The 26,363-nt window shown below is 71.4% G+C and carries 23 protein-coding genes; 19 read left to right on the top strand and 4 right to left on the bottom strand.

Translation table 11 applies throughout. From position 1 onward, the window contains the following. Positions 1-139 precede the first annotated feature (139 nt). The gene (locus ACLJQF_RS19485) at positions 140-1,612 is read left to right on the top strand and encodes a beta-xylosidase (RefSeq protein WP_410610485.1); all 1,473 of its coding nucleotides are present in this window, start codon (positions 140-142) and stop codon (positions 1,610-1,612) included. A 329-nt stretch (positions 1,613-1,941) separates the two neighbouring features. On the opposite strand, the gene ACLJQF_RS19480 is transcribed toward ACLJQF_RS19485, so the two are convergent. After that, positions 1,942-2,364 carry a B-4DMT family transporter gene (locus ACLJQF_RS19480; RefSeq protein ID WP_410610484.1) on the bottom strand — a complete coding sequence of 141 codons (423 nt, stop codon included), beginning with the start codon at positions 2,362-2,364 and terminating at the stop codon, positions 1,942-1,944. Positions 2,365-2,432: 68 nt separating this feature from the next. Here ACLJQF_RS19480 and ACLJQF_RS19475 point away from each other — a divergent pair, with 68 nt between their 5' ends. Genes ACLJQF_RS19475 through nusB form a run of 3 tightly spaced genes read left to right on the top strand, consistent with a single transcriptional unit; the run spans position 2,433 to position 4,585 of the window. Next, positions 2,433-3,521 (top strand): M24 family metallopeptidase, encoded by a 1,089-nt coding sequence (locus ACLJQF_RS19475; protein ID WP_410610482.1) that lies wholly within the window; start codon positions 2,433-2,435, stop codon positions 3,519-3,521. Between the two features lie 45 nt (positions 3,522-3,566). After that, positions 3,567-4,130: an elongation factor P gene (gene efp / locus ACLJQF_RS19470; RefSeq protein WP_410610480.1), complete on the top strand. Its 564-nt coding sequence runs from the start codon at positions 3,567-3,569 to the stop codon at positions 4,128-4,130. After that, positions 4,130-4,585 (top strand): transcription antitermination factor NusB, encoded by a 456-nt coding sequence (nusB, locus tag ACLJQF_RS19465; protein ID WP_410610478.1) that lies wholly within the window; start codon positions 4,130-4,132, stop codon positions 4,583-4,585. The genes efp and nusB overlap by 1 nt, the downstream gene beginning before the upstream one ends. Before the next feature lie 92 nt (positions 4,586-4,677). Here nusB and ACLJQF_RS19460 read toward each other — a convergent pair whose 3' ends face one another. Further along, on the bottom strand, positions 4,678-5,166 hold the full coding sequence (locus ACLJQF_RS19460) for a transcriptional regulator (RefSeq protein ID WP_003096372.1): 489 nt from the start codon (positions 5,164-5,166) through the stop codon (positions 4,678-4,680). 248 nt (positions 5,167-5,414) lie between these two features. Between ACLJQF_RS19460 and pyrR the strand changes: the two genes are divergently transcribed. From pyrR to ACLJQF_RS19390, 14 genes are all read left to right on the top strand, one after another. Beyond that, positions 5,415-6,014: a bifunctional pyr operon transcriptional regulator/uracil phosphoribosyltransferase PyrR gene (gene pyrR / locus ACLJQF_RS19455; protein ID WP_410610476.1), complete on the top strand. Its 600-nt coding sequence runs from the start codon at positions 5,415-5,417 to the stop codon at positions 6,012-6,014. Beyond that, positions 6,011-6,943, top strand: a complete 933-nt coding sequence (locus tag ACLJQF_RS19450) for an aspartate carbamoyltransferase catalytic subunit (protein ID WP_410610475.1) — start codon at positions 6,011-6,013, stop codon at positions 6,941-6,943. Before pyrR ends, ACLJQF_RS19450 begins: the two co-directional genes overlap by 4 nt. After that, the gene (locus ACLJQF_RS19445) at positions 6,940-8,226 is read left to right on the top strand and encodes a dihydroorotase (RefSeq protein ID WP_410610474.1); all 1,287 of its coding nucleotides are present in this window, start codon (positions 6,940-6,942) and stop codon (positions 8,224-8,226) included. Before ACLJQF_RS19450 ends, ACLJQF_RS19445 begins: the two co-directional genes overlap by 4 nt. Then, positions 8,226-8,720, top strand: coding sequence for a transporter (locus ACLJQF_RS19440; RefSeq protein WP_410610473.1), 495 nt, complete (start codon positions 8,226-8,228; stop codon positions 8,718-8,720). The genes ACLJQF_RS19445 and ACLJQF_RS19440 overlap by 1 nt, the downstream gene beginning before the upstream one ends. Beyond that, entirely contained in the window at positions 8,717-9,838 is a 1,122-nt protein-coding gene (gene carA, locus ACLJQF_RS19435; protein ID WP_410610471.1) for a glutamine-hydrolyzing carbamoyl-phosphate synthase small subunit, read from the top strand. The genes ACLJQF_RS19440 and carA overlap by 4 nt, the downstream gene beginning before the upstream one ends. Before the next feature lie 206 nt (positions 9,839-10,044). Then, entirely contained in the window at positions 10,045-13,359 is a 3,315-nt protein-coding gene (gene carB, locus ACLJQF_RS19430; protein ID WP_410610469.1) for a carbamoyl-phosphate synthase large subunit, read from the top strand. Next, positions 13,356-14,204: an orotidine-5'-phosphate decarboxylase gene (gene pyrF, locus ACLJQF_RS19425; RefSeq protein ID WP_410610467.1), complete on the top strand. Its 849-nt coding sequence runs from the start codon at positions 13,356-13,358 to the stop codon at positions 14,202-14,204. The genes carB and pyrF overlap by 4 nt, the downstream gene beginning before the upstream one ends. Before the next feature lie 107 nt (positions 14,205-14,311). Beyond that, positions 14,312-14,629, top strand: coding sequence for an integration host factor, actinobacterial type (gene mihF, locus ACLJQF_RS19420; RefSeq protein ID WP_013224622.1), 318 nt, complete (start codon positions 14,312-14,314; stop codon positions 14,627-14,629). Beyond that, complete coding sequence (gene gmk / locus ACLJQF_RS19415; protein WP_410610465.1) at positions 14,626-15,282, top strand: guanylate kinase; 657 nt, start codon at positions 14,626-14,628, stop codon at positions 15,280-15,282. Before mihF ends, gmk begins: the two co-directional genes overlap by 4 nt. Continuing rightward, positions 15,279-15,548: a DNA-directed RNA polymerase subunit omega gene (rpoZ, locus tag ACLJQF_RS19410; protein ID WP_360267413.1), complete on the top strand. Its 270-nt coding sequence runs from the start codon at positions 15,279-15,281 to the stop codon at positions 15,546-15,548. The genes gmk and rpoZ overlap by 4 nt, the downstream gene beginning before the upstream one ends. Further along, positions 15,541-16,761, top strand: coding sequence for a bifunctional phosphopantothenoylcysteine decarboxylase/phosphopantothenate--cysteine ligase CoaBC (coaBC, locus tag ACLJQF_RS19405; RefSeq protein ID WP_410610463.1), 1,221 nt, complete (start codon positions 15,541-15,543; stop codon positions 16,759-16,761). Before rpoZ ends, coaBC begins: the two co-directional genes overlap by 8 nt. A 93-nt stretch (positions 16,762-16,854) precedes the next feature. Then, positions 16,855-18,057, top strand: coding sequence for a methionine adenosyltransferase (gene metK, locus ACLJQF_RS19400; RefSeq protein ID WP_410610882.1), 1,203 nt, complete (start codon positions 16,855-16,857; stop codon positions 18,055-18,057). A 106-nt stretch (positions 18,058-18,163) separates the two neighbouring features. Then, on the top strand, positions 18,164-20,263 hold the full coding sequence (locus ACLJQF_RS19395) for a primosomal protein N' (protein WP_410610461.1): 2,100 nt from the start codon (positions 18,164-18,166) through the stop codon (positions 20,261-20,263). A 34-nt stretch (positions 20,264-20,297) separates the two neighbouring features. Continuing rightward, positions 20,298-21,167 carry a DUF3616 domain-containing protein gene (locus tag ACLJQF_RS19390; RefSeq protein ID WP_410610460.1) on the top strand — a complete coding sequence of 290 codons (870 nt, stop codon included), beginning with the start codon at positions 20,298-20,300 and terminating at the stop codon, positions 21,165-21,167. 17 nt (positions 21,168-21,184) lie between these two features. Here ACLJQF_RS19390 and ACLJQF_RS19385 read toward each other — a convergent pair whose 3' ends face one another. Together ACLJQF_RS19385 and ACLJQF_RS19380 are read right to left on the bottom strand one after the other, a co-directional pair. After that, a complete protein-coding gene (locus tag ACLJQF_RS19385) occupies positions 21,185-22,843 on the bottom strand; it encodes a CotH kinase family protein (RefSeq protein WP_410610459.1) in 1,659 nt (552 codons plus the stop codon). A 154-nt stretch (positions 22,844-22,997) separates the two neighbouring features. Next, positions 22,998-24,362 (bottom strand): hypothetical protein, encoded by a 1,365-nt coding sequence (locus ACLJQF_RS19380; protein ID WP_410610458.1) that lies wholly within the window; start codon positions 24,360-24,362, stop codon positions 22,998-23,000. A 125-nt stretch (positions 24,363-24,487) separates the two neighbouring features. Here ACLJQF_RS19380 and ggt point away from each other — a divergent pair, with 125 nt between their 5' ends. After that, positions 24,488-26,281, top strand: coding sequence for a gamma-glutamyltransferase (ggt, locus tag ACLJQF_RS19375; RefSeq protein WP_410610457.1), 1,794 nt, complete (start codon positions 24,488-24,490; stop codon positions 26,279-26,281). Positions 26,282-26,363: the final 82 nt, after the last annotated feature.

Raw genomic sequence — 26,363 nt, 5'->3', positions numbered from 1 at the left:
GTCATGAATGAGTCATTCAAGACGTTCGACCCCGCAGACCCCCGAACAGGAGCGCGGTCGCTCGGACGGGTGAGGTCGCTCGCTACACTCCGATGCCGTGCACCCGTTTCGTCGTGGGGGTCGGCGACCCGCTCGTGCCTTGCTCGCCAGCCTCCTGGCGGGCCTCCTGGTCGCGGGGTGCACCGAGGGTTACGCCCAGCCGCAGGCGGCGGGGGAGCAGCCCGCCATCGCGGGCGGGAAGACCGCGCCGCGGCCCAGCGACGTCAAGCTCGCTTCGGGTGACCCCCGGCAGAGTGGTGGCGTCATCGCCGCCGGTGGGGCCGATGCCGTCTACAACTACGGACCGTCGGTGATGCTCGATCGGGGGCAGACCCGGATGTGGTGGTGCAGCCAGTACGGCGGCGCCGGCCCGGCCGGGGACGACATTCTGTACGCGCAGGCCCGCTCCTTCGACGGGCCGTTCACCGGACCGGGTGGCGGGATCCCGGCCGCCGTGTTCTCCGGTGCGCCCGGGCAGTTCGACGGCATGCACACCTGCGACCCGTCCGTGCTGCGCGTCGGCTCGACGTACTACCTGTACTACACCGGCGCCGCCGGGGACCACGCGCTCGGCAACTCGATCGGGCTCGCGACCAGCCCCGACGGGATCCACTGGACCCGCGCGGCCGGCGGGCGGCCGATCCTCGGGCCGTCGCACGACGTGCACCGCGCGAACGTCTACGGCGCCGGCCAGCCGTCGGCCGTCTACCTCGACGGCTGGTTCTACCTGATGTTCACCGACACCACCGGCCGCGCCGCGGGCACCAACGGCGCCGGGCAGTTCGTGCTCCGCTCGCGCGACCCGGCGTTCGGGGCCGGGGTGCAGGCCCTGGACGTCGGCGGGTTCGTGCCGGTGGCGTCGACTTCGGCGCCGCGCGCCCGGTCGGTCGTCGACGGGTTCAGCGCGGACCTGATGTGGGTGGGCGCGCTCGCCGCGTTCGTCGTCGCGCACGAGACCGACGGCGGGACCACGCTGACGTTCTGGACCGCGGACTTCACCGAGCACCCGTTCCGGCCCGTGCTGGTTCCCGGGCCGTGGCGGGAAGGGCCGGGCCTGGTGCGCCGCGCGGACGGGCACGCGCCGCTGTCGCCGGCCGACCCGTGCGACCGGGTGCCGTTCGACCTCGTGCGCGCGACGTCGCTCGGCGGTGCCGGCGCCCCGAGCGACCTGCGGCACTTCGGGCTGGACCTGCTGGGCAGCCAGGCCTGCGCGACCCCGGGCCGGGTGGCGGCGACGTTCGACGGCGTGACGGCGCCCTCCCCGGAGCGGACGATGGACCTGGTCCGGGCGGGCGGGCGAGTCCGCGTGGACCGCCGCGCGGTGGCGGTGGCGCTGGCGGGCGAGGTCCTCGAGAAGGCCCCGCCGGCGCTGGCGGCGCTCCCTTTGACGACGCGGCTGCCCTCGGGCGCGGACGCGGTGCAGGCGCCGGGCCGCGGCTACGCCTTCGTGCTGGACGGCCGCCGCTGGCCGGTCACCGACGCCGCGGCGGTGGGCAACAACGGCTCGACGGCACGCCCGGTGACGACGGCCCAGTGGGACGGCTTCCCGCCGGGTGCGTCCCTGGTGGGCTGAAGCTGTCCCGCCCCCGCCCGTCGTGAGTGGTAAGTCGGGTAAGGGCCGACGATCACTTGACTACCTACGGCGCGGGGGCGTCTGCGCCGGCCGGGAACGCACCCAGGACCCCATCGGGTGCATCCGGACCCGCCACTGGCTTCCTCCACCCGGCCCCCCGGCGGCCAACTCACCCGCGGGAACGGCCAACTCACCCACGGGAACGGCCAACTCACCCACACCGCCGGCGAGTTGGCCGTTCCGGTTCATGAATTGGCCGTTCTGGGCGGTGAGTTGGCCGTTCCTGCCTCGACTGACAACGTAGGTCACGGCCGGCCGCGGCAGGGCACTTAGCCGGCGTGGTTCTCGCGGTCGGCGTTCGGCGACCGGCCGATCCGGCCACCCACGAACAAGCCCAGCCCGGCCGGGACCAGCACCAGCAACGCCGAGAACGCCGCCCCGCCGGTCAACGCCCCACCCAGCTCCGAGACCCCGGTCTGGTCCACGAACACCGCCCGGCCGATCACGTACAGGATCCCCGCCACCGGTCCCGCGATCAGCGCGGAAATGAACCACACGCGCCCGCGCTCCGGCACGTCGCGCCAGGCGTCCAGCGCGCTCCACAAGGCCGCGGCCCCGACCAGCACCGCCAGGGTCAGGGAAATCACCAGCGCCTGGTCCGTGGGGTGGTACACGGCGTACTTGGCCAGCACCGTGAGGGCGACGCCGTGCAGCACCGCCATCACCAGTCCGCGAATCACCCAGGCGCTCATCCTGCGGAGTGTAGGCGGCCTACTGGCGAGTCGCTTCCCCCGGGAAGCGCGCGCACTAGGGTGGACGGGTGCCTGAAACCCATGGACGACGACGCGGCGCGCTGCGCGGGCTCCTGACCGGTGCCGGTGTCGATGCGCTGCTGGTCACCGATCTGCTGAACATCCGCTACCTGACCGGGTTCACCGGCTCGAACGCCGCCGTCCTGCTGCACGCCGGCGGCGACGACAAGACGCTCTTCTGCACCGACGGCCGCTACACCACGCAGTCGGCCGCCGAGGTGCCCGATCTGGAGACCGTCGTCGACCGGGCCAGCGCCGCCGCTCTCGTGGCCCGCGCCGCCAAGGACGGCCGGACCTACGGGCAGGTCGGGTTCGAGAGCCAGCACGTCAGCGTCGAGCAGTACGAGGCGCTGAACGAGCAGGTGCCGCTGAAGCGGGCCCCCGGCCTCGTCGAGCGGCTGCGCGAGGTCAAGGACGAAGCCGAGATCGAAGCGCTGCGCCAGGCGTGCGCCGCCGCCGACCGGGCGCTGGACGACCTCGTCGCCGCCGGGGGGCTGCGGCCCGGGCGGACCGAGCTGGACATCGCCCGTGACCTGGAGCACCGGATGCTGGAGCACGGCTCGTCCGCGCCCAGCTTCGCCTCCATCGTCGCCGCCGGCGCGCACTCCGCCATCCCGCACCACCAGCCGACGCACGCCGAGCTGAAGCGCGGCGACTTCGTCAAGCTGGACTTCGGCGCCACCGTCGACGGCTACCACTCCGACATGACCCGCACCTTCGTCCTCGGCGAGCCCGCGGACTGGCAGCGGGAGGTCTACGACCTCGTCCACGCCGCCCAGGCGGCCGGGGTCGCCGCCGTCGTGCCGGGCACCGAGGTGTCCGATGTGGACGCCGCCGCGCGGAGGGTGATCGCGGACGCGGGTCACGGCGAGCACTTCGCGCACGGTCTCGGGCACGGCGTCGGCCTGCAGATCCACGAGGCGCCCAGCTTCGCCGCGACGGGCGTCGGTACACTGGCCGCCGGTATGGCGGTCACCGTCGAGCCCGGCGTGTACCTCGCGGGCCGCGGTGGCGTGCGCATCGAGGACACGCTCGTCGTGCGGGCCGGGGAACCCGAACTCCTCACCCTGAGCACCAAGAACCTCGTGGTCGTCTGACAGCGGCCCCGAACCCGAAGATCCGACACAGGAGACTGCAAGCTCGTGGCCACGACCAACGACCTGAAGAACGGGCTCGTCCTCAACCTCGAGGGCCAGCTGTGGACCGTCACCGCGTTCCAGCACGTCAAGCCGGGCAAGGGCGGCGCCTTCGTGCGCACGACGCTCAAGCACGTGCTGACCGGCAAGGTGGTCGACAAGACGTTCAACGCGGGCACGAAGGTCGAGACGGCCACGGTGGACCGCCGGAACATGACCTACCTGTACAAGGACGGCGCCGACTTCGTGTTCATGGACGGCGACACCTACGACCAGATCACGGTCCAGGCCGCGGTCGTCGGCGACAACGCCAACTACATGCTCGAGAACACCGAGGTCCAGGTCGCGGTGCACGAGAACGAGGCGCTCTACGTCGAGCTCCCGACCTCGGTCGAGATCATCATCCAGCACACCGACCCGGGCCTGCAGGGCGACCGCTCGACCGGTGGCACCAAGCCGGCGACGCTGGAGACCGGCGCGGAGATCCAGGTCCCGCTGTTCCTGTCCACCGGCGAGAAGATCAAGGTCGACACCCGCGACGGCCGTTACCTGGGCCGCGTCTCCAGCTGATGCCGACGTCGAAACCCCACCCGAACCGCGGCGGCGCGATCAGCCGCCGGCAGGCGCGCCGCCGTGCGGTGGAAATGTTGTACGAGGCCTCGCAGCGCGACACCGACGCGGTGACGCTGCTGGCCGACCGGGTCGGCGCGACCGAGGTCGACCCGATCGCGGACTACACGATCAGCCTGGTCGAGGGCGTGACCGGCCGGAAGACGCAGATCGACGAGCTGCTGGCCGAGCACGCGCAGGGCTGGACCCTGGAGCGGATGCCGAAGGTCGACCTCGCGGTGCTGCGGATCGGGGTCTACGAGCTGCTCTGGGCCGAGGACGTTCCGGACCCGGTCGCGATCGACGAGGCCGTCGGCCTGGCGAAGGAACTGTCCACGGACGACTCGCCGCGGTTCGTCAACGGCGTCCTGGGCCGGATCGGCACGATCGCCGACCGCCTGCGCGCCGTGCTCTGAGTGCTGCGGGCCCCCCGACGAATCAGTGAGCGTCTCCGGTGCCCCACCGAGGGACGCTCACTGCGTCGGTTTCGCGCACTCCCGGATCCGGATCAGTCCTCCTTGGAAGGACGCGCCTCCGGCGGCAGGACGCCCCAGTCGATGAGCTGCTCGGTCAGCTCGCCCGGGGTCATGTCGTAGATGATGGCCAGGGAGCGCAGGTCCTCGGTGCGGATCGAGAGCACCTTGCCGTTGTAGTCGCCGCGCTGGCTCTGGATCGTCGCCGCGTAGCGGGCGAGCGGGCCCACCTTTTCGGCCGGCAGCTGCTGGAGGCGCTCCAGGTTGATCACGATCTTGGTGGCGGGCTCGGCGCCGGAGGGGACCCGGCCCTCGGGCAGCAGCTCGACCACCGGGACACCGTAGAAGTCGGCCAGCTCGGCCAGCTTCTGCACGGTGACGGCGCGGTCGCCACGCTCGTACGAGCCCACGACGACGGCCTTCCAGCGCCCACCGGACTTCTGCTCGACCCCGTGCAGGGACAGGCCCTGCTGCTGGCGGATCCCGCGGAGCTTGGCCCCGAGCGCCTTGGCGTAATCGCCCATCTGGTCGTTCTCCGTTCTTCACCCCCTCCCGGTCGGGGTGACCGGGCCGGGGGACTCACTGAGTCGAATACTCTGAGTAATGGTTACGCATTGTTGTCACCAGGTCAAGCAGAAGCTTGCCGCGAATCACGCCACACCACCCGGAAGACTGAGCAAAGTGCCTGCTACTGTCGGTGCGAAAGCCCCGACCAGCAGGGGAACAGACGTCCTTTAAGGACCCGTCCGGTGAGGCGGGGAAGGAGTCCGGTTTGTCGTCACGCCCGCGTGACGCGGCTGGTTCGGCCGGGGAGCGCGAGCTCCTGACGGCCGGCGATGTCGCGCGCACGATCGCCCGAATGGCCCATCAGGTCATCGAAAAGACCGCGAACGGTGCGGAGAGCACTACCCCGCCCGTGTTGCTCGGCATCCCGTCCCGGGGTACGCCGCTCGCCGTCCGCCTGGCCGACAAGATCGGCGAATTCTCCGGGGTCCGCCCGCCCACCGGCGCCCTCGACGTCACCCTCTACCGGGACGACCTCCGCCGCCGCCCGCCGCGCGCGCTCGAACAGACGCAGCTGCCCACCGACGGCATCGACGACCGCGTCGTGATCCTGGTCGACGACGTCCTCTTCTCCGGCCGCACGATCCGGGCCGCGCTCGATGCCCTCCGTGATCATGGCCGCCCCCGCGCGGTGCAGCTGGCGGTCCTCGTCGACCGAGGTCACCGTGAGCTGCCGATCCGCGCCGACTACGTGGGCAAGAACGTGCCGACCGCCCGCACCGAGGGTGTGTCCGTCCTGCTGGCCGAAATCGACGGCCGCGACGCCGTTCTGCTGCGTCCGTCCGAACCTGCTGGAGAGGACTCGTGAAGCACCTGCTCGCCACCGACGGCCTGGACCCGGCACTGGCCACGGCCGTGCTCGACACCGCCGACGAGCTGAAGCACACCCTGCTCGGCCGCGAGGTCAAGAAGCTGCCGACGCTGCGCGGCCGCACGGTGATCACCCTGTTCTACGAGAACTCGACGCGCACCCGGGTGTCGTTCGAGATCGCCGGGAAGTGGATGAGCGCCGACGTGATCAACGTCTCCGCGTCCAGTTCGTCGGTGAACAAGGGCGAGTCCCTGCGGGACACCGCGCTGACGCTGGCCGCCGCGGGCGCCGACTGCGTGATCGTCCGGCACCCCGCCAGCGGCGCGGCCCAGCGGCTCTCGGAGTGGCTCGCCGAGCCCGGCACGTCCGTGGTCAACGCCGGCGACGGCACCCACGAGCACCCCACGCAGGCGCTGCTCGACGCGGCGACCCTGCGCGAGCGCCTGGGTTCGCTGAAGGACCGGCGCGTCGCGATCGTCGGGGACGTCCTGCACAGCCGGGTTGCCCGCTCGAACATCCATCTGCTCTCCGCGCTCGGCGCCGAGGTGGTCCTCGTCGCGCCGCCGACGTTGCTGCCTTACGGCGTCGAAAGCCTTCCAGTGACCGTTTCGCACGACCTGGACGCCGAGTTGCCCGCGGTCGACGCCGTCATGATGTTGCGTGTCCAGGCGGAACGCATGCACGGCGGGTTCTTCCCGAGCGCACGGGAGTACTCGATCGCGTACGGCCTCTCGGAAAAGCGGCACAAGCTGCTGCCGGACCACGCGGTCGTGCTGCACCCCGGCCCGATGCTGCGCGGGATGGAGATCGCTTCGGCGGTCGCCGACTCCCCGGCCTCGGCCATCACCGAACAGGTCCGCAACGGCGTCCACGTGCGCATGGCGGTCCTCTACCACCTCCTGGCCAGCGAAGGAGCCGCCGCGTGAGCACCCTGATCAAGGGCGCCCGGCCCTACGGCGAAGGCGATCCCGTCGACGTCCTGATCGAAGACGGCGTGATCACCGCGATCGGCGCCGTCGATGTCCCCGAAGACGCCGAAGTGATCGACGCGAGCGGCCAGGTCCTGCTTCCTGGCTTCGTCGATCTGCACACCCACCTGCGCGAACCTGGCCGCGAGGACACCGAGACGATCGACTCCGGCTCGGCCGCGGCGGCGCTCGGCGGCTACACCGCGGTGTTCGCCATGGCCAACACCGACCCGGTCGCCGACAACGCCGTGATCGTCGAGCACGTCTGGCGGCGCGGGCAGGAGGTCGGCCTGGTCGACGTCCACCCGGTCGGCGCGGTCACCGTCGGGCTCAAGGGCGAGAAGCTCGCCGAGCTGGGCACGATGGCGAAGTCGCAGGCCCAGGTGAAGGTGTTCTCCGACGACGGCCTCTGCGTCGCCGACCCGCTGCTGATGCGCCGCGCACTGGAGTACTCGACCGCCCTCGACGTCGTCATCGCGCAGCACGCCGAAGAGCCGCGGCTGACCGTCGGCGCCCAGGCGCACGAGGGCGAGCGCGCGGCCCGGCTCGGCTACACCGGCTGGCCGGCCGCCGCGGAGGAGTCCATTGTGGCCCGCGACTGCCTCCTGGCCCGGCACGCGAACGCGCGGCTGCACGTCTGCCACGTCTCCACCTCGGGCACGGCGGATGTGCTGCGCTGGGCCAAGGACCGCGGCACGAAGGTGTCGGCCGAGGTCACCCCGCACCACCTGCTGCTCACCGACGAGCGCCTGGCCACCTACGACCCGGTGAACAAGGTGAACCCGCCGCTGCGCACCGAGTCCGACGCGGAGAAGCTGCGGACCGCGCTGGCCGACGGGACCATCGACTGCGTCGCCACCGACCACGCGCCGCACGCGGTCCAGGACAAGGACACCGAGTGGAGCGCGGCCCGGCCGGGCATGCTCGGCCTGCAGACGGCGCTCTCGATCGTCACGGAGACGATGGTCCGCACCGGCCTGCTCGACTGGCGCGGCGTCGCCCGGGTGCTGAGCGAGCGGCCCGCCGAGATCGGCAACCTGGCCGACCAGGGCCGTCCGATCGCCGTCGGCGAGCCGGCGAACCTGGCCCTGGTCGACCCGGACGCCGAGTGGACCGTCCGGGGCGTGGAGCTGGCCAGCATCGCGGCCAACACCCCGTACGAGGGAATGCGGCTGCCCGGCGTGGTGACCGCGACGCTGCTGCGCGGGCGGATCACCGCGCGGGACGGGAAGATCTGCTGATGGAGCGCTTCTGGCTGGTGCTGGCGATCTTCGCCTTCTTCCTGCTCTGCCTGTGGGGCATGTACGTCGGCTGGCGGCGCAAGTCCCGCTCGCAGAGCGCCCAGGTGCCGCCGTTCCCCGCCATCCCCGCTGCTTTGGGAGACGTCCTGCTGGAGTCGACCGGCGTCTACCTGTCGACGACGATCGCGGGGGAGTGGCAGAACCGGATCGTCACCCGCGGCGCGGGGCTGCGGAGTTCTGCTTCCTGGCGGCTCCACGACGGCGGCGTCGCCATCGAACGCGGCGGCGCGCCCGACTTCTGGATCCCGCGGGAGGCCGTCACCGGCGTCCGGCGCGACACGAAGATCGCCGGGAAGGTGATGGGCACGGACGCGCTGCTGGTGCTTACGTGGCGCCTCGGCGAAACCGAGCTCGACACCGGCTTCCGCGGCGACGACCTCGACGACTATCCACAGTGGATCGAACAGCTCAAGATCAAGGGAGGTGCCCAGTGAACGCGCGCGCTCAGGCCGCACTGGTACTCGAAGACGGCCGGGTGTTCCGCGGCGCTGCCTACGGCGCGCAGGGGCGAACCCTCGGCGAGGCGGTGTTCTGCACCGGCATGACCGGCTACCAGGAGACGCTGACCGACCCGTCCTACCACGGGCAGATCGTGGTGCAGACGGCGCCGCAGATCGGCAACACCGGCTGGAACGACGAGGACGACGAGTCCTCGAAGATCTGGGTCAACGGCTACGTGGTGCGCGACCCCGCGCGCACGCCGTCCAACTGGCGCTCGCGCCGGACGCTGGACGAGGAGCTGGTGCGCCAGGGGATCGTCGGCATCGCCGAGGTCGACACCCGCTCGCTGACGCGCTACCTGCGCGAGCGCGGCGCCATGCGCGCCGGGGTCTTCTCCGGCGACGCACTCGGCACGGTGGACGACATGGTCGCTTCGGTGCTCGCCAGCCCGAAGATGGAGGGCGCGGACCTGGCCGGCCAGGTGTCGACGCGTGCGCCGTACGTGGTCTCGCCTGACGGTGAGGTGCGCTTCCGGGTGGCCGCACTGGACCTGGGCATCAAGTCCAACACCCCGCGCCAGATGATCCAGCGCGGCATCGAGGTGCACGTGCTGCCCTCTTCCGCTTCTTTGGAAGACGTGCTGGCGATCGAGCCGGACGGCGTGTTCCTGTCGAACGGCCCGGGCGACCCGGCCACCACGGTGCACGCGACCGAGCTGACCAAGCAGGTCCTCGGCCGCGAGATCCCGCTGTTCGGCATCTGCTTCGGCAACCAGGTCCTCGGCCGCGCGCTGGGCTTGGGGACGTACAAGATGCGCTACGGCCACCGCGGCATCAACATCCCGGTGATCGACGTGGCGACCCGGTCCGTGGCGATCACGGCGCAGAACCACGGGTTCGCTTTGGAAGGCGAGCCGGGGCAGCGCTTCGAGTCCCCGTTCGGGGCGGCGCAGATCAGCCACTACTGCCCCAACGACGACACGGTCGAGGGCGTGCGGGCGCTGGACGTCCCGGCGTTCTCGGTCCAGTACCACCCCGAAGCCGCGGCCGGCCCGCACGACGCGGCGCCCCTGTTCGACGATTTCGTTTCGCTCATGGAGAAGCGGTCGTGACACTCACGACCGGCATCGAGCGCATCCAGGCCAGGAAGCGTCTTGAATGAGTCATTCAGGACCGCGGAGGTCTTGAATGACTCATTCAAGACGCCCATCTCGCTCTGCAATCCGCCTGGCGCAGAAGCGGACATCGAGAACAACCGCTCCAAAAGCTTTCAGGTCTTCCGCGACGGCTTGCGGCGCCTGGTGAAAGAAGGAAACTGATGCCGAAGAGGACGGACATCCAGCACGTGCTGGTGATCGGCTCCGGGCCGATCGTGATCGGGCAGGCCGCGGAGTTCGACTACTCCGGTACCCAGGCCTGCCGGGTGCTGCGCAGCGAAGGCCTGCGCGTGTCCCTGGTGAACTCGAACCCGGCCACCATCATGACCGACCCCGAGTTCGCCGACGCCACCTACATCGAGCCGGTCACCCCCGACTTCGTCGAGAAGGTCATCGCCGAAGAGCGCCCCGACGCGCTGCTCGCCACCCTCGGCGGGCAGACCGCACTCAACTGCGCCGTCGCGCTGCACGAACGTGGGGTGCTCGACAAGTACGGTGTCGAGCTGATCGGCGCCGACATCGACGCCATCCAGCGCGGTGAGGACCGGCAGAAGTTCAAGGACATCGTGCGCTCCATCGGCGCCGAAGTTCCGCGCTCCCGCGTCTGCCACGACATGGACGAAGTCCGCGACACCGTCAAGGAACTCGGCCTGCCGGTCGTCATCCGGCCGTCCTTCACCATGGGCGGGCTCGGCTCCGGCATGGCGCACACGCCCGAGGACCTGGAGCGGCTCGCCTCCACCGGGCTCACCGAATCTCCGGTCACCGAGGTGCTCATCGAGGAGAGCGTGCTCGGCTGGAAGGAGTACGAGCTCGAGCTGATGCGCGACAAGCACGACAACGTCGTGGTCGTCTGCTCGATCGAGAACATCGACGCGATGGGCGTGCACACCGGCGACTCGGTCACCGTCGCGCCGACGATGACGCTCACCGACCGTGAGTACCAGGTGATGCGGGACGTCGGCATCGCGGTGCTGCGCGAGGTCGGCGTCGACACCGGTGGCTGCAACATCCAGTTCGCGATCAACCCGGCCGACGGCCGGATGGTCGTCATCGAGATGAACCCGCGCGTGTCCCGGAGCAGCGCGCTGGCCTCCAAGGCCACCGGGTTCCCGATCGCCAAGATCGCCGCGAAGCTCGCCATCGGCTACACCCTCGACGAAATCCAGAACGACATCACCGGTGAGACGCCGGCGGCGTTCGAGCCCACTTTGGACTACGTCGTCGTCAAGATGCCGCGGTTCGCCTTCGAGAAGTTCCCGGGCGCGGACCCGACGCTGACCACGACGATGAAGAGCGTCGGCGAGGCGATGTCGTTCGGCCGCAGCTTCCCCGAGGCGCTCGGCAAGGTGATGCGGTCGATCGAGACCAAGGCGACCGGCTTCTGGACGCTGCCCGACCCGGAAGGCGTCACGCTGGAGTCCACTTTGGACTCGCTGCGCACGCCGAAGGAGGGCCGGCTGTACGAAGTGGAGCGTGCGCTGCGGCTCGGCGCCACCGTCGAGCAGGTGCACGAGGCCTCCGGCATCGACCCGTGGTTCATCGACCAGATCGCCTACATCGGCGAGGTCGGCGCCGAGGTCCGTGACGCGCCGGTCCTGGACGGCGATCTGCTGCGCCGGGCCAAGCGCACGGGCCTGTCGGACCGCCAGATCGCCGCGCTGCGGCCGGAACTGGCCGGCGAGGACGGCGTCCGCACGCTGCGCCACCGCCTCGGCGTGCGGCCGGTGTTCAAGACCGTGGACACCTGCGCGGCCGAGTTCGCGGCCACGACGCCGTACCACTACTCGGCGTACGAGTCCGACCCTGACGCGCAGTCCGAAGTGGCCGCCCAGCCGGACAAGCCGAAGGTGCTCATCCTGGGCTCCGGCCCGAACCGGATCGGGCAGGGCATCGAGTTCGACTACTCCTGCGTGCACGCGGCGATCGCGTTGCGGGAGGCCGGGTTCGAGGCCGTCATGGTCAACTGCAACCCGGAAACCGTGTCCACCGACTACGACACCTCCGACCGGCTGTACTTCGAGCCGCTGTCCTTCGAGGACGTCCTCGAGGTCGTGCACGCCGAGCAGGCGTCCGGCACCGTCGCCGGCGTGATCGTCCAGCTCGGCGGCCAGACCCCGCTGGGCCTGGCGAAGCGGCTCGCGGACGCCGGTGTCCCGGTGGTCGGCACGCCGCCGGAGGCGATCCACCTTGCCGAGGACCGCGGCGCGTTCGGCGAAGTCCTCACCCACGCCGGGCTGCCCGCCCCGCGCTACGGCACGGCGACGTCGTTCGAAGGCGCCAAGCGGATCGCCGACGAGATCGGCTACCCGGTCCTCGTCCGCCCGTCCTACGTGCTCGGCGGCCGCGGCATGGAGATCGTCTACGACGAGGAGACCCTCGCCGGGTACATCAGCCGCGCCACGGAGATCAACCCCGAGCACCCGGTGCTGGTGGACCGCTTCCTCGACGACGCCATCGAAATCGACGTCGACGCGCTGTTCGACGGCGAGGAGCTCTACCTCGGCGGTGTGATGGAGCACATCGAAGAGGCCGGGATCCACTCCGGTGACTCTTCGTGCGCGCTGCCGCCGATCACGCTCGGGCACACCGACCTGCAGGCCGTCCGCCGCTCCACCGAGGCGATCGCGCGGGGCGTGGGCGTCCGCGGGCTCCTGAACGTCCAGTACGCGCTCAAGGACGACGTCCTGTACGTCCTGGAGGCCAACCCGCGTGCGTCGCGCACGGTGCCGTTCGTGTCCAAGGCGACGGCGGTGCCGCTGGCCAAGGCCGCCGCGCTGATCATGACCGGCTCGACGATCAAGGACCTGCGCGGGAGCGGGGTCCTGCCGGCCGAGGGCGACGGCGGGCGGATGCCGGCCGACTCGCCGGTCGCGGTGAAGGAAGCCGTGCTGCCCTTCCACCGCTTCCGCACCCCCGAAGGCCACGGCGTCGACTCGCTGCTGGGCCCGGAGATGAAGTCCACCGGCGAGGTGATGGGTGTCGACGTCGACTTCGGCAAGGCGTTCGCCAAGTCGCAGAGCGGCGCGTACGGCTCGCTGCCGACGTCCGGGCGCGTGTTCGTCTCGGTCGCCAACCGCGACAAGCGCTCCCTGGTGTTCCCGGTGAAGCGGCTGGCGGACCTCGGGTTCGAGATCCTCGCCACGTCCGGGACCGCGGAAGTGCTGCGGCGCAACGGAGTCGCGTGCACCGTGGTGCGCAAGCACTACGAGGGCTCGACCGAAGCCGAGCCGAACATCGTGGACGTCATCCTGAACGGCGACGTCGACATGGTGATCAACACTCCCTACGGGAACAGCGGTCCGCGCGTCGACGGCTACGAAATCCGCACCGCGGCGGTGTCCCGCGACATCCCGTGCGTGACCACCGTGCAGGGCGCCGCGGCGGCCGTGCACGGCATCGAGGCGCTGATCCGGGGCGACATCGGGGTCAAGTCGCTGCAGGAGCTCCAGGCGGCGCTGAAGGCGAAGTCGTGAGCGGGCGGGAGCGGTTCGGGGCGCGGCTGGCCAAGGCCGTCGCGGCCCGCGGCCCGCTGTGCGCCGGGATCGACCCCCACCCGGGCCTGATCGAGGCCTGGGGGCTCCCGGCGGACGTCTCGGGCCTGGAACGGTTCGCGCTGTCCGCCACGGAGGTCCTGGCGGCGCGCGCGGCGATCGTGAAGCCGCAGTCGGCGTTCTTCGAAAGTTTCGGACCGGACGGCGTCCGGGTGCTGGAACGGGTCGTCGAGACCGCCCGCGAAGCCGGGGCGCTGGTGCTCTTGGACGTCAAGCGCGGCGACATCGGGTCCACGATGGGCGCCTACACCGCCGCGTACGTCGCCGAGGGTGCGGCGATCGCCGCCGACGCGATCACCGTTTCGCCGTACCTCGGGTTCGGCTCTTTGGCCCAATGCGCCGAAACGGCCGTCTCGGCGGGGCGCGGCGTCTTCGTGCTCGCCCGGACGTCGAACCCGGAAGCGGCCGAAGTGCAGAACGCGAAGCTGCCTGACGGACGCACCGTGGCGCAGGCGATCGTCGATTCGGTGGCGGCACTCAACGCAGAGGCGGAACCGCTCGGCGATGTGGGTGTCGTCGTCGGGGCCACCGTTCCGCCGGGAGAGCTTGATCTTTCGCGGTTGAACGGTCCGGTGCTGGCGCCCGGTTTCGGCGCTCAGGGAGCCACTGTGGCCGATTTGCGGGCCCTGTTCGGCGCTGGTCTCCCGGGCGTGCTGCCCGCGTCGTCCCGGGACATCCTGAAGCACGGTCCGGAGCAACCGGCTTTGCGCCAAGCGGTCGAACGAGTCGCCGAAGTGCTGGCCGACCCGCAGGAAAACGACCAATAGCAGGGCGCGGAACAGGCCCCCACCAGGCACCCCCGCATTGTGGCCGGTGCTCACGGGTGGGTACCGTCGCGTCACCCACCCAGTTTTGAGAACTACCGGAGGAAAACGTGGCACTTCCCCAGCTGACAGAGGAACAGCGCGCTGCGGCGCTGGAGAAGGCCGCCGCCGCTCGCAAGATCCGTGCTGAGCTGAAGGAGCGGCTGAAGCGGGGCGGTACCACTCTGGTCGACGTGCTGAAGCAGGCCGAGGAGAACGAAGTTCTCGGCAAGATGAAGGTTTCGGCTCTGCTCGAGGCCCTCCCGGGCGTCGGCAAGGTCCGCGCGCAGCAGACCATGGAACGACTGGAGATCGCCCCCAGCCGTCGCCTTCGCGGCCTCGGCGACCGGCAGCGCAAGGCGCTGCTGGCCGAGTTCAGCGGCGAGTGAACGGCGCCGGTCGTGACTACCCGGTGAGCCGGGGCACCGACCGCGGCAGTGAGCCGGTGCCGGGGGACATCCCCCGGCACCGGCTCACCGTCGTATCGGGGCCTTCGGGAGTCGGGAAGTCGAGCGTGGTGGGCGAGCTGCGGAAGCTGGAGCCCGATGTCTGGTTCAGCGTTTCGGTCACCACGCGCAAGCCGCGTCCCGGCGAAGTCGACGGGGCGCACTACCACTTCGTCGACCGCGCGGAGTTCGACGCGATGGTCGCCGACGGCCGGCTGCTGGAATGGGCCGAGTTCGCCGGCAACTGCTACGGCACCCCGCGCGAGCCGGTCGAGAAGGCCCTCGCCGAGGGCCGCCCGGCCGTCCTGGAGATCGAGCTGCAGGGCGCCCGCCAGGTCCGCGCGGCGATGCCGGAGGCTCGGCTGGTGATGCTGATGCCGCCGTCGTGGGAGGAACTGGTCGGCCGGCTCACCGGACGCGGCACCGAAAACCAGGCTGCCGTGAAGGCCCGGCTGGCCGAAGCGGAGCGCGAGCTGGCGGCGGCGGGGGAGTTCGACCACCGCCTCGTCAACGCCGACGTGCGGGAGGCCGCCGGGCACTTGCTAAACTTGATTGCAGCTGATCAGTTTTCCGAAGAAGCGGAGCACCACGAGTGACCAACCAGGTACCCCTGACCGAAGAGCTCGAGGGCATCACCAACCCGCCGATCGACGACCTGCTCGAAAAGGTCAGCTCGAAGTACGCGCTGGCGATCTACTCGGCCAAGCGGGCCCGCCAGATCAACGACTACTACGCCCAGCTGGGCGAGGGCCTGCTCGAGTACGTCGGCCCGCTCGTCGAGCCGGGCCCGCGCGAGAAGCCGCTTTCGATCGCGCTGCGCGAGATCCACGGCGGCCTGCTCGAGCACACCGAGGGTGAGTAAACCCCGCGTCGTCCTGGGCGTGGGTGGCGGCATCGCCGCCTACAAGGCCTGTGAGGTCCTGCGGGGGCTGACCGAGTCCGGTCACGATGTCCGCGTGGTACCGACCGAAGCCGCGTTGAACTTCGTCGGCGCGGCCACCTTCGAAGCCCTCTCCGGGCACCCGGTGCACACGGGCGTGTTCACCGAGGTGCCCGAGGTCCAGCACGTCCGCGTCGGCAAGGAAGCCGACCTCGTCCTGGTCGTCCCGGCCACGGCGAACCTGCTCGCCAAGGCCGCCCACGGCCTCGCGGACGACCTGCTGACGAACACCCTGCTCACCGCCCGGTGCCCGGTCGCCTTCTTCCCGGCGATGCACACCGAGATGTGGGAGCACCCCGCGACCCGCGACAACGTCGCCCTGCTGCGCTCGCGCGGCCTGGTCGTCACCGAGCCCGACTCGGGCCGGTTGACCGGGGCCGACACCGGCAAGGGCCGCCTGGCGAACCCGGCCGAGATCGTCGACCTGGCCCGGCTGCTGCTGGCCCGCCCCGACGCCCTCCCGCGCGACCTCGAAGGCGTCCGCGTGGTGATCTCGGCGGGCGGCACCCGCGAGCCCCTCGACCCGGTCCGCTACCTGGGCAACCGCTCGTCCGGTAAGCAGGGCTACGCGCTGGCCCGCGTCGCCGCCCAGCGCGGCGCCGAGGTCACCCTGGTCGCCGCCCACACGGTCGCCCTGCCGGATCCGGCAGGTGCGGTGGTCGAGCACGTCTCGACGGCGGAGGAGATGCGGCAGGCGGTGCACGCCGCGTCCCAGTCCGCGGACGTCGTCGTGATGGCCGCCGCGGTCGCCGACTTCCGGCCGGCGAACCGGGCCGAGCATAAGATCAAGAAGGCCGACGGCCGGCCGGATCCGGTGATCACCCTCGACCGCAATGCCGACATTCTTGCGGAATTGGTGCAAAACCGGCGTCCGGGACAGGTTGTCGTGGGATTCGCCGCGGAAACCGGCGACGAGCACGGAAGCGTGCTCGAGCACGCCCGCGCGAAGCTCAAACGCAAGGGCGCCGACCTGCTGGTCGTCAACGCCGTCGGGGACGGCAAGGCATTCGGCACCGAGGACAATTCGGGCTGGCTGCTAGGGGCCGATGCCACGGAAAAACCCCTACCTCTCGCGCAGAAAGCCGAACTGGCGTCCACGTTGTGGGACGCTGTGGTGAGCTTCATGAAGCGTTGACCGTCCCCCGAGCGATAGTCAGTACGCTTGCACAGGTAAGGGGTGCCTAACTTTCCGGGCATCCGACGACAAGGTGAGGAAGTGACGGCCACCGTGACCGCGTCTAGCAGCAGATTGTTCACCTCGGAGTCGGTGACCGAAGGGCACCCCGACAAGATTTGCGACGCCATCAGCGATTCGATCCTCGACGGCCTGCTGTCGAAGGACCCGCGCAGCCGCGTCGCCGTCGAAACCCTGATCACCACCGGCCAGGTGCACGTGGCCGGTGAGGTGACCACCGAGGCGTACGCCGACATCCCGACGATCGTCCGCGACGTCATCCTCAAGATCGGCTACGACTCCTCCGCCAAGGGGTTCGACGGCAACTCGTGCGGCGTCAACGTCGCGATCGGGTCGCAGTCGCCCGACATCGCCCAGGGTGTCGACACCGCGTACGAGTCGCGCGTCGAGTCCGACGAGGACGAGATCAACCGCCAGGGCGCCGGCGACCAGGGCCTGATGTTCGGCTACGCCTGCTCGGACACCCCCGAGCTGATGCCGCTGCCGATCGCGCTGGCCCACCGGCTCTCGAAGCGCCTGACCGCGGTCCGCAAGGACGGCGTGCTGCCGTACCTGCGCCCGGACGGCAAGACCCAGGTGACCATCGAGTACGCCGGCGACCAGCCGGTCCGCCTCGACACGGTCGTCGTGTCCTCGCAGCACGCCGACGGCATCGACCTGGACCGGATGCTCAGCGTCGACGTCAAGGAGCACGTCGTCGGCCCCGAGCTCGAGGGCCTGGGCATCGACACGTCGAACGCGCGCCTGCTGGTCAACCCGACCGGCCGGTTCGTCATCGGCGGCCCGATGGGCGACGCCGGCCTGACCGGCCGCAAGATCATCGTCGACACCTACGGCGGCATGGCCCGCCACGGCGGTGGCGCGTTCTCCGGCAAGGACCCGTCCAAGGTCGACCGCTCCGCCGCGTACGCGATGCGCTGGGTGGCCAAGAACGTCGTCGCCGCGGGCCTGGCCTCCCGCACCGAGGTCCAGGTCGCCTACGCGATCGGCAAGGCGGCCCCGGTCGGCCTGTTCGTCGAGACGTTCGGCACCGAGACGGTCGACCCGTCGAAGATCCAGCAGGCCATCACCGAGGTCTTCGACCTCCGGCCGGCGGCGATCATCCGCGACCTCGACCTGCTGCGCCCGATCTACGCCCCCACCGCCGCCTACGGCCACTTCGGCCGGCCCGAGCTGAACCTCCCCTGGGAGAGCACGGCCCGCGCCGAAGCGCTGAAGTCGGCCGCGGGAGCCTGATCCCCGAGTTCGTGAAGGCCACCTTGAGGAACTTGTAGTTCCTGAAGGTGGCCTTCACGGCGTTCTGGTGTCCGGGTTGTCGGAGGGGTCTGGTAGAGATCACGGCGTGAGCAGTTCCGAGCCCGCTGCCCTCTGGGAGCTCCCGGAGAAGCCGCCTGCACCCCAGGCGGCACCCTCGCGCGCCCGGAAGAAGGCGCCGAAGCCGGGAGAGAAGGCGAAGGGTGCCCAGTCGCCGGCGCCCGAGCGGCCGGTCGCGCGGATCGTCGTCGACATCCCGCTGGCCCACCTGGACCGCACCTTCGACTACCTCGTCCCGGAGAAGCTGCACGAGACCGCCGTGCCCGGCTGCCGCGTCCGCGTCCGGTTCGCCGGGCAGCTGGTCGACGGCTACCTGATCGAACGCGGCGAGACCAGCGACTACGGCAGCAAGCTGGCCTTCCTCGACCGCGTGACCTCGCCGGAGCCGGTGCTGCCGCCGTCGCTGCACGCCTTGTGCCGGTCGGTCGCCGACCGCTACGGCGGCACGCTGTCCGACGTCCTGCGGCTCGCGCTCCCGCCGCGGCACGCCAAGGCCGAAGGCGAGCCGCCGCATCCGCCCGCGGCCGCTCCGGAGGCGCCGGACACCGCGGCCTGGGCGCGCTACCAGCGTGGCCCGGCGTTCCTGGAGGCACTCGGCGAGGGCAAGCCCGCGAACGCCGTCTGGCAGGCCCTGCCGGGCGAGGACTGGCCACGCCGGCTCGCCGAGGCCGCCGGTGTCGTGGCCGCCGCGGGGCGGGGGGCGGTGCTGGTGGTGCCGGACCACCGCGACCTGACCCGGGTGCACGCGGCCTGCGCGGCGGTCGTGGGAGACGGCGGAGTGGTGGCGCTGATCGCCGGGCTCGGGCCCGCCGAGCGGTACCGGCGCTGGCTCGCCGTGCTGCGCGGCGCGGTCCGGGTGGTCGTCGGGACGCGGGCGGCGATGTTCGCGCCGGTCCACGACCCCGGCCTGTTCGCCGTCTGGGACGACGGCGACGACCTGCACCTCGACCAGCACGCGCCGTACCCGCACGTCCGCGACGTCCTGATGGACCGCGCGCACGCGGCGAAGGCGTCGCTGCTGGTCGGCGGCTTCGCCCGGACGGCCGAAGCCCAGTTGCTCGTCGAGTCCGGCTGGGCCGCGCCGGTGCTGGCGGACCGCGCGACGCTGCGTTCCGCCGCCCCGCGTGTCACGCCGGTCGGCGAGGACTTCGACGTCGCCCGCGACGAGGCCGCCCGGGTCGCGCGCCTGCCGGCGGTGGCGTTCGAGGCGGCGCGCCAGGCGTTCGCGGCCGACCTCCCGGCGCTGGTCCAGGTGCCGCGGCGCGGGTATGTTCCCGGTCTGGCCTGCGGGAACTGCCGGACACCGGCCCACTGCCGCCGGTGCGCGGGGCCGCTGGCGCTGCCCGGCGGATCGCTCGACGGGCAACCGAAACCCCCGGCGTGCCGCTGGTGCGGCGTCCCCGAAACGGCGTTCCGCTGCACGGCGTGCGGTTCGGTCCGGCTGCGCGCGGTGATCGTCGGCGCGAAGCGGACGGCGGAGGAGCTCGGCCGGGCGTTCCCGGGCATCCCGGTCCGCACGTCCGGGGCGGCGGAGGTCCTGGAGTCGGTGCCGGGCAAACCGGCGCTGGTGGTGTGCACGCCGGGCGCGGAGCCGGTGGCGGAGGGCGGCTACGGCGCGGCCCTGCTCCTGGACGGCTGGGCGCTGCTGGGCCGCCAGGACCTGCGGGCGGGCGAAGAGACCCTGCGTCGCTGGATGGCGGCGGCGGCCCTGGTCCGCCCGGCGGCTTCGGGCGGCCGGGTGATCGTCGGCGCCGAGGCGGGCCTGGCGGTGGTCCAGGCCCTGGTCCGCTGGGACCCGGCCTGGCACGCGGGCCAGGAGCTGGGGGAGCGGCAGGAGCTGGGCTTCCCTCCGGCGATGCGGATGGCGAGCGTCGAGGGCAGCCCGGACGCGGTGGCCGGGTTCCTCGCGGACCTGCCGTTGCCGTCGTCGGGGGAGATCCTGGGGCCGGTCCCGCTGGGCGAGGTGGACGAAGAGGGCAACGCCGAGCGTGAGCGGGCCTTGGTGCGGGTGTCCCGGGCGGAGGGGAAGCCGCTGGCCTCGGCCATCCAGGCGGCGGCGGCCCGGCGGGACATGAAGAAGGCCACGGAACCGATCCGCATCCAGCTCGACCCGCTGGACCTGATCTGATTCCCGGATCCCCGCCTCGCGGTATTTTGGGTTCATGACGAAAGTCCGGCCGACACCTTTCCCGGAGCAGAACCGCAACGCGCCGTTCAACGCTTCCGGGGTGGTGCGGGTGGGTTCCCGCCGGTTCGTCTTCGTCGACAACAAAGACCCCACCGCTTTGTTCGAAATGACGTTCGATCCCGACGTCGTCGCGGTCCGGCGGATTCACCGGCGCCCGCTGGCCGGGGTGGCCAAGGGAATGCTGCGTGATCCCGAAGGCCTCACCCGGGTCGACGTGAACGGGGAAATCTTTCTCGTCGTCGCTTCTTCGCTGTGCGTCGCGGACGGGAACCGGATCTGCGACGGGCTCGTGCGCGTCCGGTACGCCCTCGATGGCGAGCTGCCCGCCGAACCGATGACCGGGTTCCGGGACTGGCTGCTCGATCGCGTCCCCGCGCTCGCCGCGGCCGGGCGGCGGGAACCGGACGCGGACGGCCTCAACGTGGAAGGCCTGGCCTGGGACGGAAACGCGTTGCTGTTCGGCTTGCGGGGGCCGGCACGCCCCGGCCACGTCACGCTGGTCCGGGTGCCCGCCGACGTCGGCGGGGCGAGGTGGACGACCGCGTCGCTCGGACAGCCGGAATCGATCGACGTTCGGTTGCCCGAGCCGGCGGTGACCCGCGGGGTCCGCGACATTTCCGGTGCCGCGGGAACCGGCGATTTCCTGCTCCTGCTCGGGCGTTCGACCAGCCACGGCGACACGCCGTTCCGGCTCGCCACCTGGAACCGCGCCGACGATCATGCCGCGCTGCTCGACGTCACCTTCCACCGGACCGCGAAGCCCGAAGGCGTCACGACGTTCACGATCGGCGGCAGGCAGCGGATCCTGATCGTCGACGACGCCGGTGGCTACGCGGTTCTCTGAGTCAGGAAAAAGTACAGTCAGGAAAAGTACAGTTTCGACGGGGTGGGGTCCTGGTGGACCCGCGGTTTCCCGGCCGCCGTGGGATCCGTGCCGAACGCCGCACCCAGCCCGGTCCGGACGCTCGTCACCGTGAAATAGCCGCTGGACGTGAAGGGGTCGCCGACCGGGTCGACGGGGGTCACCGCGAACTCCTCGGCGTGGGCCGCGTTGTCCGCCGCGCGCGTGCAGAGCAGCTGGTGGCCCTGGCTCGACGTCGTCGTGGTCGCGTGGAGGAACCGGCCGGACGCCTTGCTCGCCACCGACTGCCCGCCGCCGAGCGGGGCGAGGCACCACAGGTCCGTGTCGTCGACGTTCGCCGGCCGCCACCGGTGGTCGACCTCGCCGCCGCCGGGCTCCGCCGCCGTGGCCGGGATGGCCTCGCTGCCGCTGGCGTGCAGGCATTCGTTGGTGACGTCGTCGCGGATGTAGGCCCCGGCGGCACCGGGCAGGCCACCGCAGAGGTAGCCGGCGGAGGTGGCCAGCCGCAGCTGCTTGCGCACGGCGGTGAGCTGCGTGGGCACGTCCGGCACGCCGAGGCCGGCCAGCAGCGTCGCCATCCCGTCGAGCAGCGGCTGCAGCACCTCTCGGTGGGTCCGGAAGCCGAAGACGGTGTCGCGGTACTGACGGACCTGGTCGAGCACCTGCGCCCGCCGTCCCGCGTCGTCGCGCACGAGCTGGGCGAGCAGCCCGGCCGTGTCGAGCCGGAAGTGCCGGGCGGGCTGGAGGGTCTGGTCGAGGCCCCACGGGATCAGCTTGAAGTCGATGTCGTCGACCCCCGGCTGGGCGACGGCGTCCACGTCGTTGTAGACGTAGGTGTTGTTGGTGTTGCGGGAGTAGCCGTCCCAGTGCTTGAGGAAGAACTCCATCGCGTAGATCTTGACGAACTGGTCGAGGTCGAAGACTTCGCTCGCCCCGGCCAGCCCGTGCGCGGCGATGTGGTCGATGGCGAACCGCAGGTCGGCCTTGTCGTCGAACTTCGACAGCGATTCGACCCCGATGAACGGCAGCCGCGCGGCGACGAAGTCATCCTTGTGCTCCAGCTCGTAGAGGTTGCCGTTCAGGTTGCCGAAGTTGCGCTCGATGTACCGCGGCATGATCGGCTCGACGTTCACGAACACCCCGGGGCTGTTGACCTCGGCCAGCCCCTGCCCGATCGGCACGCCGTTCACCCGCACCTGGGCGTAATTGCCGCGCGAATGGGGGAGACCGGCGAGCTCGAACAGTTTGTAGCCGAGCAGCTGCCGGAGGTAGGAGAGATCCTGGACGGAGTTGTTGAGCGTCAGGTACCGCGACCCGATCAGCTTCCGGACCGGATCCTTGTTCGCGTCGGAGAACTTCCCGAAGTCGATGTGCAGGCAGGGTTTGCTGCTGCTGAGCGAGCCGCAGAAGGACTTCTTCTTGATCCCGACGTCGGCGAACGCCGTCCGCGCGGGGAACTTCGTCCCGGACACCTCGACCGAGGTCGCCTTCCGCCAGGTGTAACGGCTGCCGCCGGTCCAGTCGAAGTTGCACACCCCACCGGCGGGCTGCTCATTGCGCACGGCATCCCAGTCCCCGGGCGGCATCGTGATATCGATCGACACCACATTGTCGATCGCGTAGAGGGAATCGAGTGCACGCTGCTCCTGGCTACCCATCCGGCCAGTGTACGACCGGATTCCGGCGGCAAGAATGTGAACGGAATTCCGTGATGGATCCGATTTCGGGTGGGTGTATCACGCATTGTCGCCGTGGGCGGTGAGGAAGCGCCGGGGCGCGCGGTTTCGATCCCCCGGCAGGCAATTCCGCCGTTCAGCCCGGCAGGACCGTGCCGGGCAACGACTCCACCGCCGCACGCGGTGATTCCGTGACCGCCGGCGGCGCAGCGGTGCCGGAGCCGCTCGCGGCCGCCGTGGTCAACGTGACCACCTGCGCCGCGATCGCCTGGCGGCGGGCCTCGAAGTCCGCGTCCGTCAGGGCTTCCGGGGCCGCCGGCTGGCCCAGCACCGGTGTGTGCAGGTGCCCGCCCGCCACCGACGCCAGGCCCAGGCCGAGGCGGACGCGGTTGCTGCGGAACATGGATTCATTGGACAGGTAGTTGCCGCCCCCGCCGGAGGCGGCGATCTCGCCCGCGGCCGGAGCGTCCGAGCGGCACACCGGGGTGCCGGTGCCCGGGTGGGACGCGTCCGGCCAGACGCAGAACGCCTGGTTGAAGTTCACCGGGTAGGTACCGGCCGGCGCGGCCAGCATCCGGTCGTACGGCAGCGTCGTCTCGATGAACTGGACGTCCGGCTGCGGCCAGCCCGCGGCCGGTGGCACGCCGCCGGTCACCGGGACGTTGTTGTTGTCGGGGAAGCCGCCGCGCCAGGCGCCGGCCCAGCGTTCGATGTCGAACCGGCCGGGGCGGCCTTGGCTGATGGTCATGATCACGTCCGGCCGCCGCGCGCGGTCGCGCAACGCCGTGCCGTAGGCCGCTTCGACGATGCCCGCGTCGAAGTAGCCCCACACGACCGGGAAGGTCACCGCCTGCACCACGGCCGGGCCCGACGGCGTGGTCAGGATCCGGCCGTCCAGCTGCAGGGCCGACGCCCCGGCCGGGTTCGAGATCCGGACGCCCGCGCCGTCGAGCTGGAACGGGTCGAAGCCGCTCACCATCACCCGCCGCGCCGTGCCGAGGGGGAACCGGGTGTCGTCGAGGCCGCGCGATCCGCGGTCGAACGCCGCGAGCAGCGACGCCCGCTGCGCAGCCGGCAGCGGGAAGGACGGCCGCCATTGCCGGATCGCGCTGCTGAGCTGCAGCCGGGCCCAGTACAGCGGCCGGTCGTCGAAGCGGTCGAGCGTGCCGAGGCCGGGCCGGCGGCCCTGGGCGCGGTCGACCGCCGTCCGCCACAGCCGCTCACCGGCCTGGGTGACCACCCGTTCGGCCCGGCGCGGTGTGCGCGCGGCGCAGAGATCGTGCCCGACCTCGGCGACGAACGGGGCGAACCCGGCCAGCCGGACCAGCTCGGGGCCGACGGCGGGCCCGCCGGCCGGCATCGTCGCGGTCAGCCGCTGCTCCTCCACGGTCAGCGGGACGGTCGCGTCGAAGCAGTTCCGCGCCGGCGTGGCCGCGGCGACGCCGGGCAGCACGAACAGCGGCACGGCGGTGAGCAGGGGGAGCAGGGCGGACAGGCGCACGGGGTTTCCCTCCACGTCGCTGAGCGATCTCCGCGGTCCAGTCTTCCGGACCGGGAGGGGTCCGCATAGCGGCATAAGTCGGCTGTGTCTTGAAGCCGTCCGGTGCAAGGGGCAGACTCGCCCGCATGCCCGCGCATCGGAGTCGCACCACGCTCGTCCTGGCCGTCGCCGCCGTGCTCACCGCCGGGGTCGCCGCGCCCGCCACCGCCGCCACACCCACGCCGAAGTCGCCGGTCGCCGTCGGCTTCGGGGGTGCCGTGGCCAGCATCGACGCCGACGCCACCGCGATCGGCACGCAGGTCCTGCGCGACGGCGGGAACGCCGTCGACGCGGCCGTCGCGGTCGCCGCCGCGCTCGGTGTCACCGACCCGTTCTCCGCCGGGGTCGGCGGCGGCGGGTTCTTCGTCTACTACGACGCCAAGACCCGCCGCGTCCACACCCTGGACGGCCGCGAGATCGCCCCGAAGACCGCCGACGAGAACCTCTTCGTCGAAAACGGCAAGCCGCTCCCGTTCGCCGACGCCGTCACCAGCGGCCTGGGCGTCGGCGTGCCCGGCACGCCCGCGACCTGGGCCGAGGCGCTGCGCAAGTGGGGGACGCGCTCGCTGGCGAAGACGCTGAAGCCCGCGGAGAAGCTCGCGCGCGACGGCTTCGTCGTCGACCCGACGTTCCAGACGCAGATCGCGAACAACGCGGCCCGGTTCTCGGCCTTCCCGTCGACCCGGTCGCTGTACCTGCCGGGCGGCGCGCCACCGGCGCCCGGGACGGTGTTCAAGAACCCCGACCTGGCCGCCACGTACGCGCAGCTCGAGCGTTCCGGCGTCGACGCGCTGTACCGCGGCCCGATCGGCGCGGACATCGCCAAGACGGTGCAGAAACCGCCGGTCGACCCGGCGTCGACGCTGAACGTCCGGCCCGGGAAGCTGACCACGGGTGACCTCGCCGCGTACGACGTGATCGAGCGCCGCCCGACCCACGCGACCTACCACGGCCTCGACGTCTACGGCATGCCGGCGCCGTCGTCCGGCGGGCTGACGGTCGGCGAGGCGCTCAACATCCTCGAGAACTTCGACCTCAAGCACGCGAGCAAGGCCGACTACCTGCAGTACTTCCTCGAGTCGACCCGCTTCGCCTTCGCCGACCGCAACCGCTGGATCGGCGACCCGGCGTTCGTCGACGTCCCGGCGCGCGAACTGCTGAGCCAGCGCTTCGCCGACTCGCGAGCGTGCCTGATCTCGAAGGACAAGGCGGCGACCAGCCCGGTCGCCCCGGCCGACCCGAAGCACCCGGCGCCGTGCGCCGCGGGCACGACCGCCGCGCCGACGCCGTACGAGGGCGAGAACACCACGCACCTGACGGTGGCGGACAAGTGGGGCAACGTCGTCGCCTACACGCTGACGATCGAGCAGGAGGGTGGCAGCGGCATCGTCGTGCCGGGCCGCGGGTTCCTGCTGAACAACGAGCTGACGGACTTCTCGTTCACGCCGGTGACGCCGGGCGTGCCGGACCCGAACCTGCCGGGCCCGGGCAAGCGGCCGCGCTCGTCGATGGCCCCGACGATCGTCCTCGACCACGGCCGCCCGTTCTTCGCGACGGGCTCGCCGGGCGGCGCGTCGATCATCACGACGGTGCTCCAGGTGATCCTCGGCCGCCTCGACCGCGGCTTGTCCCTGGAGGACGCCATCGCGGCCCCGCGGGCCTCGCAGCGCAACTCGGCGGCGGCCCAGGTGGAGCAGGCCTTCCTGGACCAGCCGGAGACGGCGGACCTGAAGACCCGTGGCCAGGGCTTCTCGACGGCCCCGGCGGAGATCGGCGCGGCCACGGGAGTGGAGCGGCTGCGAGACGGCCGGTGGCTGGCGGCGGCGGAACCGGTGCGGCGCGGCCAGGGTGCGGCGCAGGTGGTGTGGCCGGCGAACTGATAGGGCGCGGGTTCGCCCGACCCGCTGTGGTGTCTTGAATGACTCATTCAAGACGTCCGAGGTCCTGAATGAGTCATTCAAG

Source organism: Amycolatopsis sp. lyj-109 (assembly GCF_046548995.1).
Taxonomy (GTDB): Bacteria; Actinomycetota; Actinomycetes; order Mycobacteriales; family Pseudonocardiaceae; genus Amycolatopsis.
Note: the sequence above shows the minus strand (reverse complement) of the source record. Positions and strands in the feature narration are given on the sequence as shown.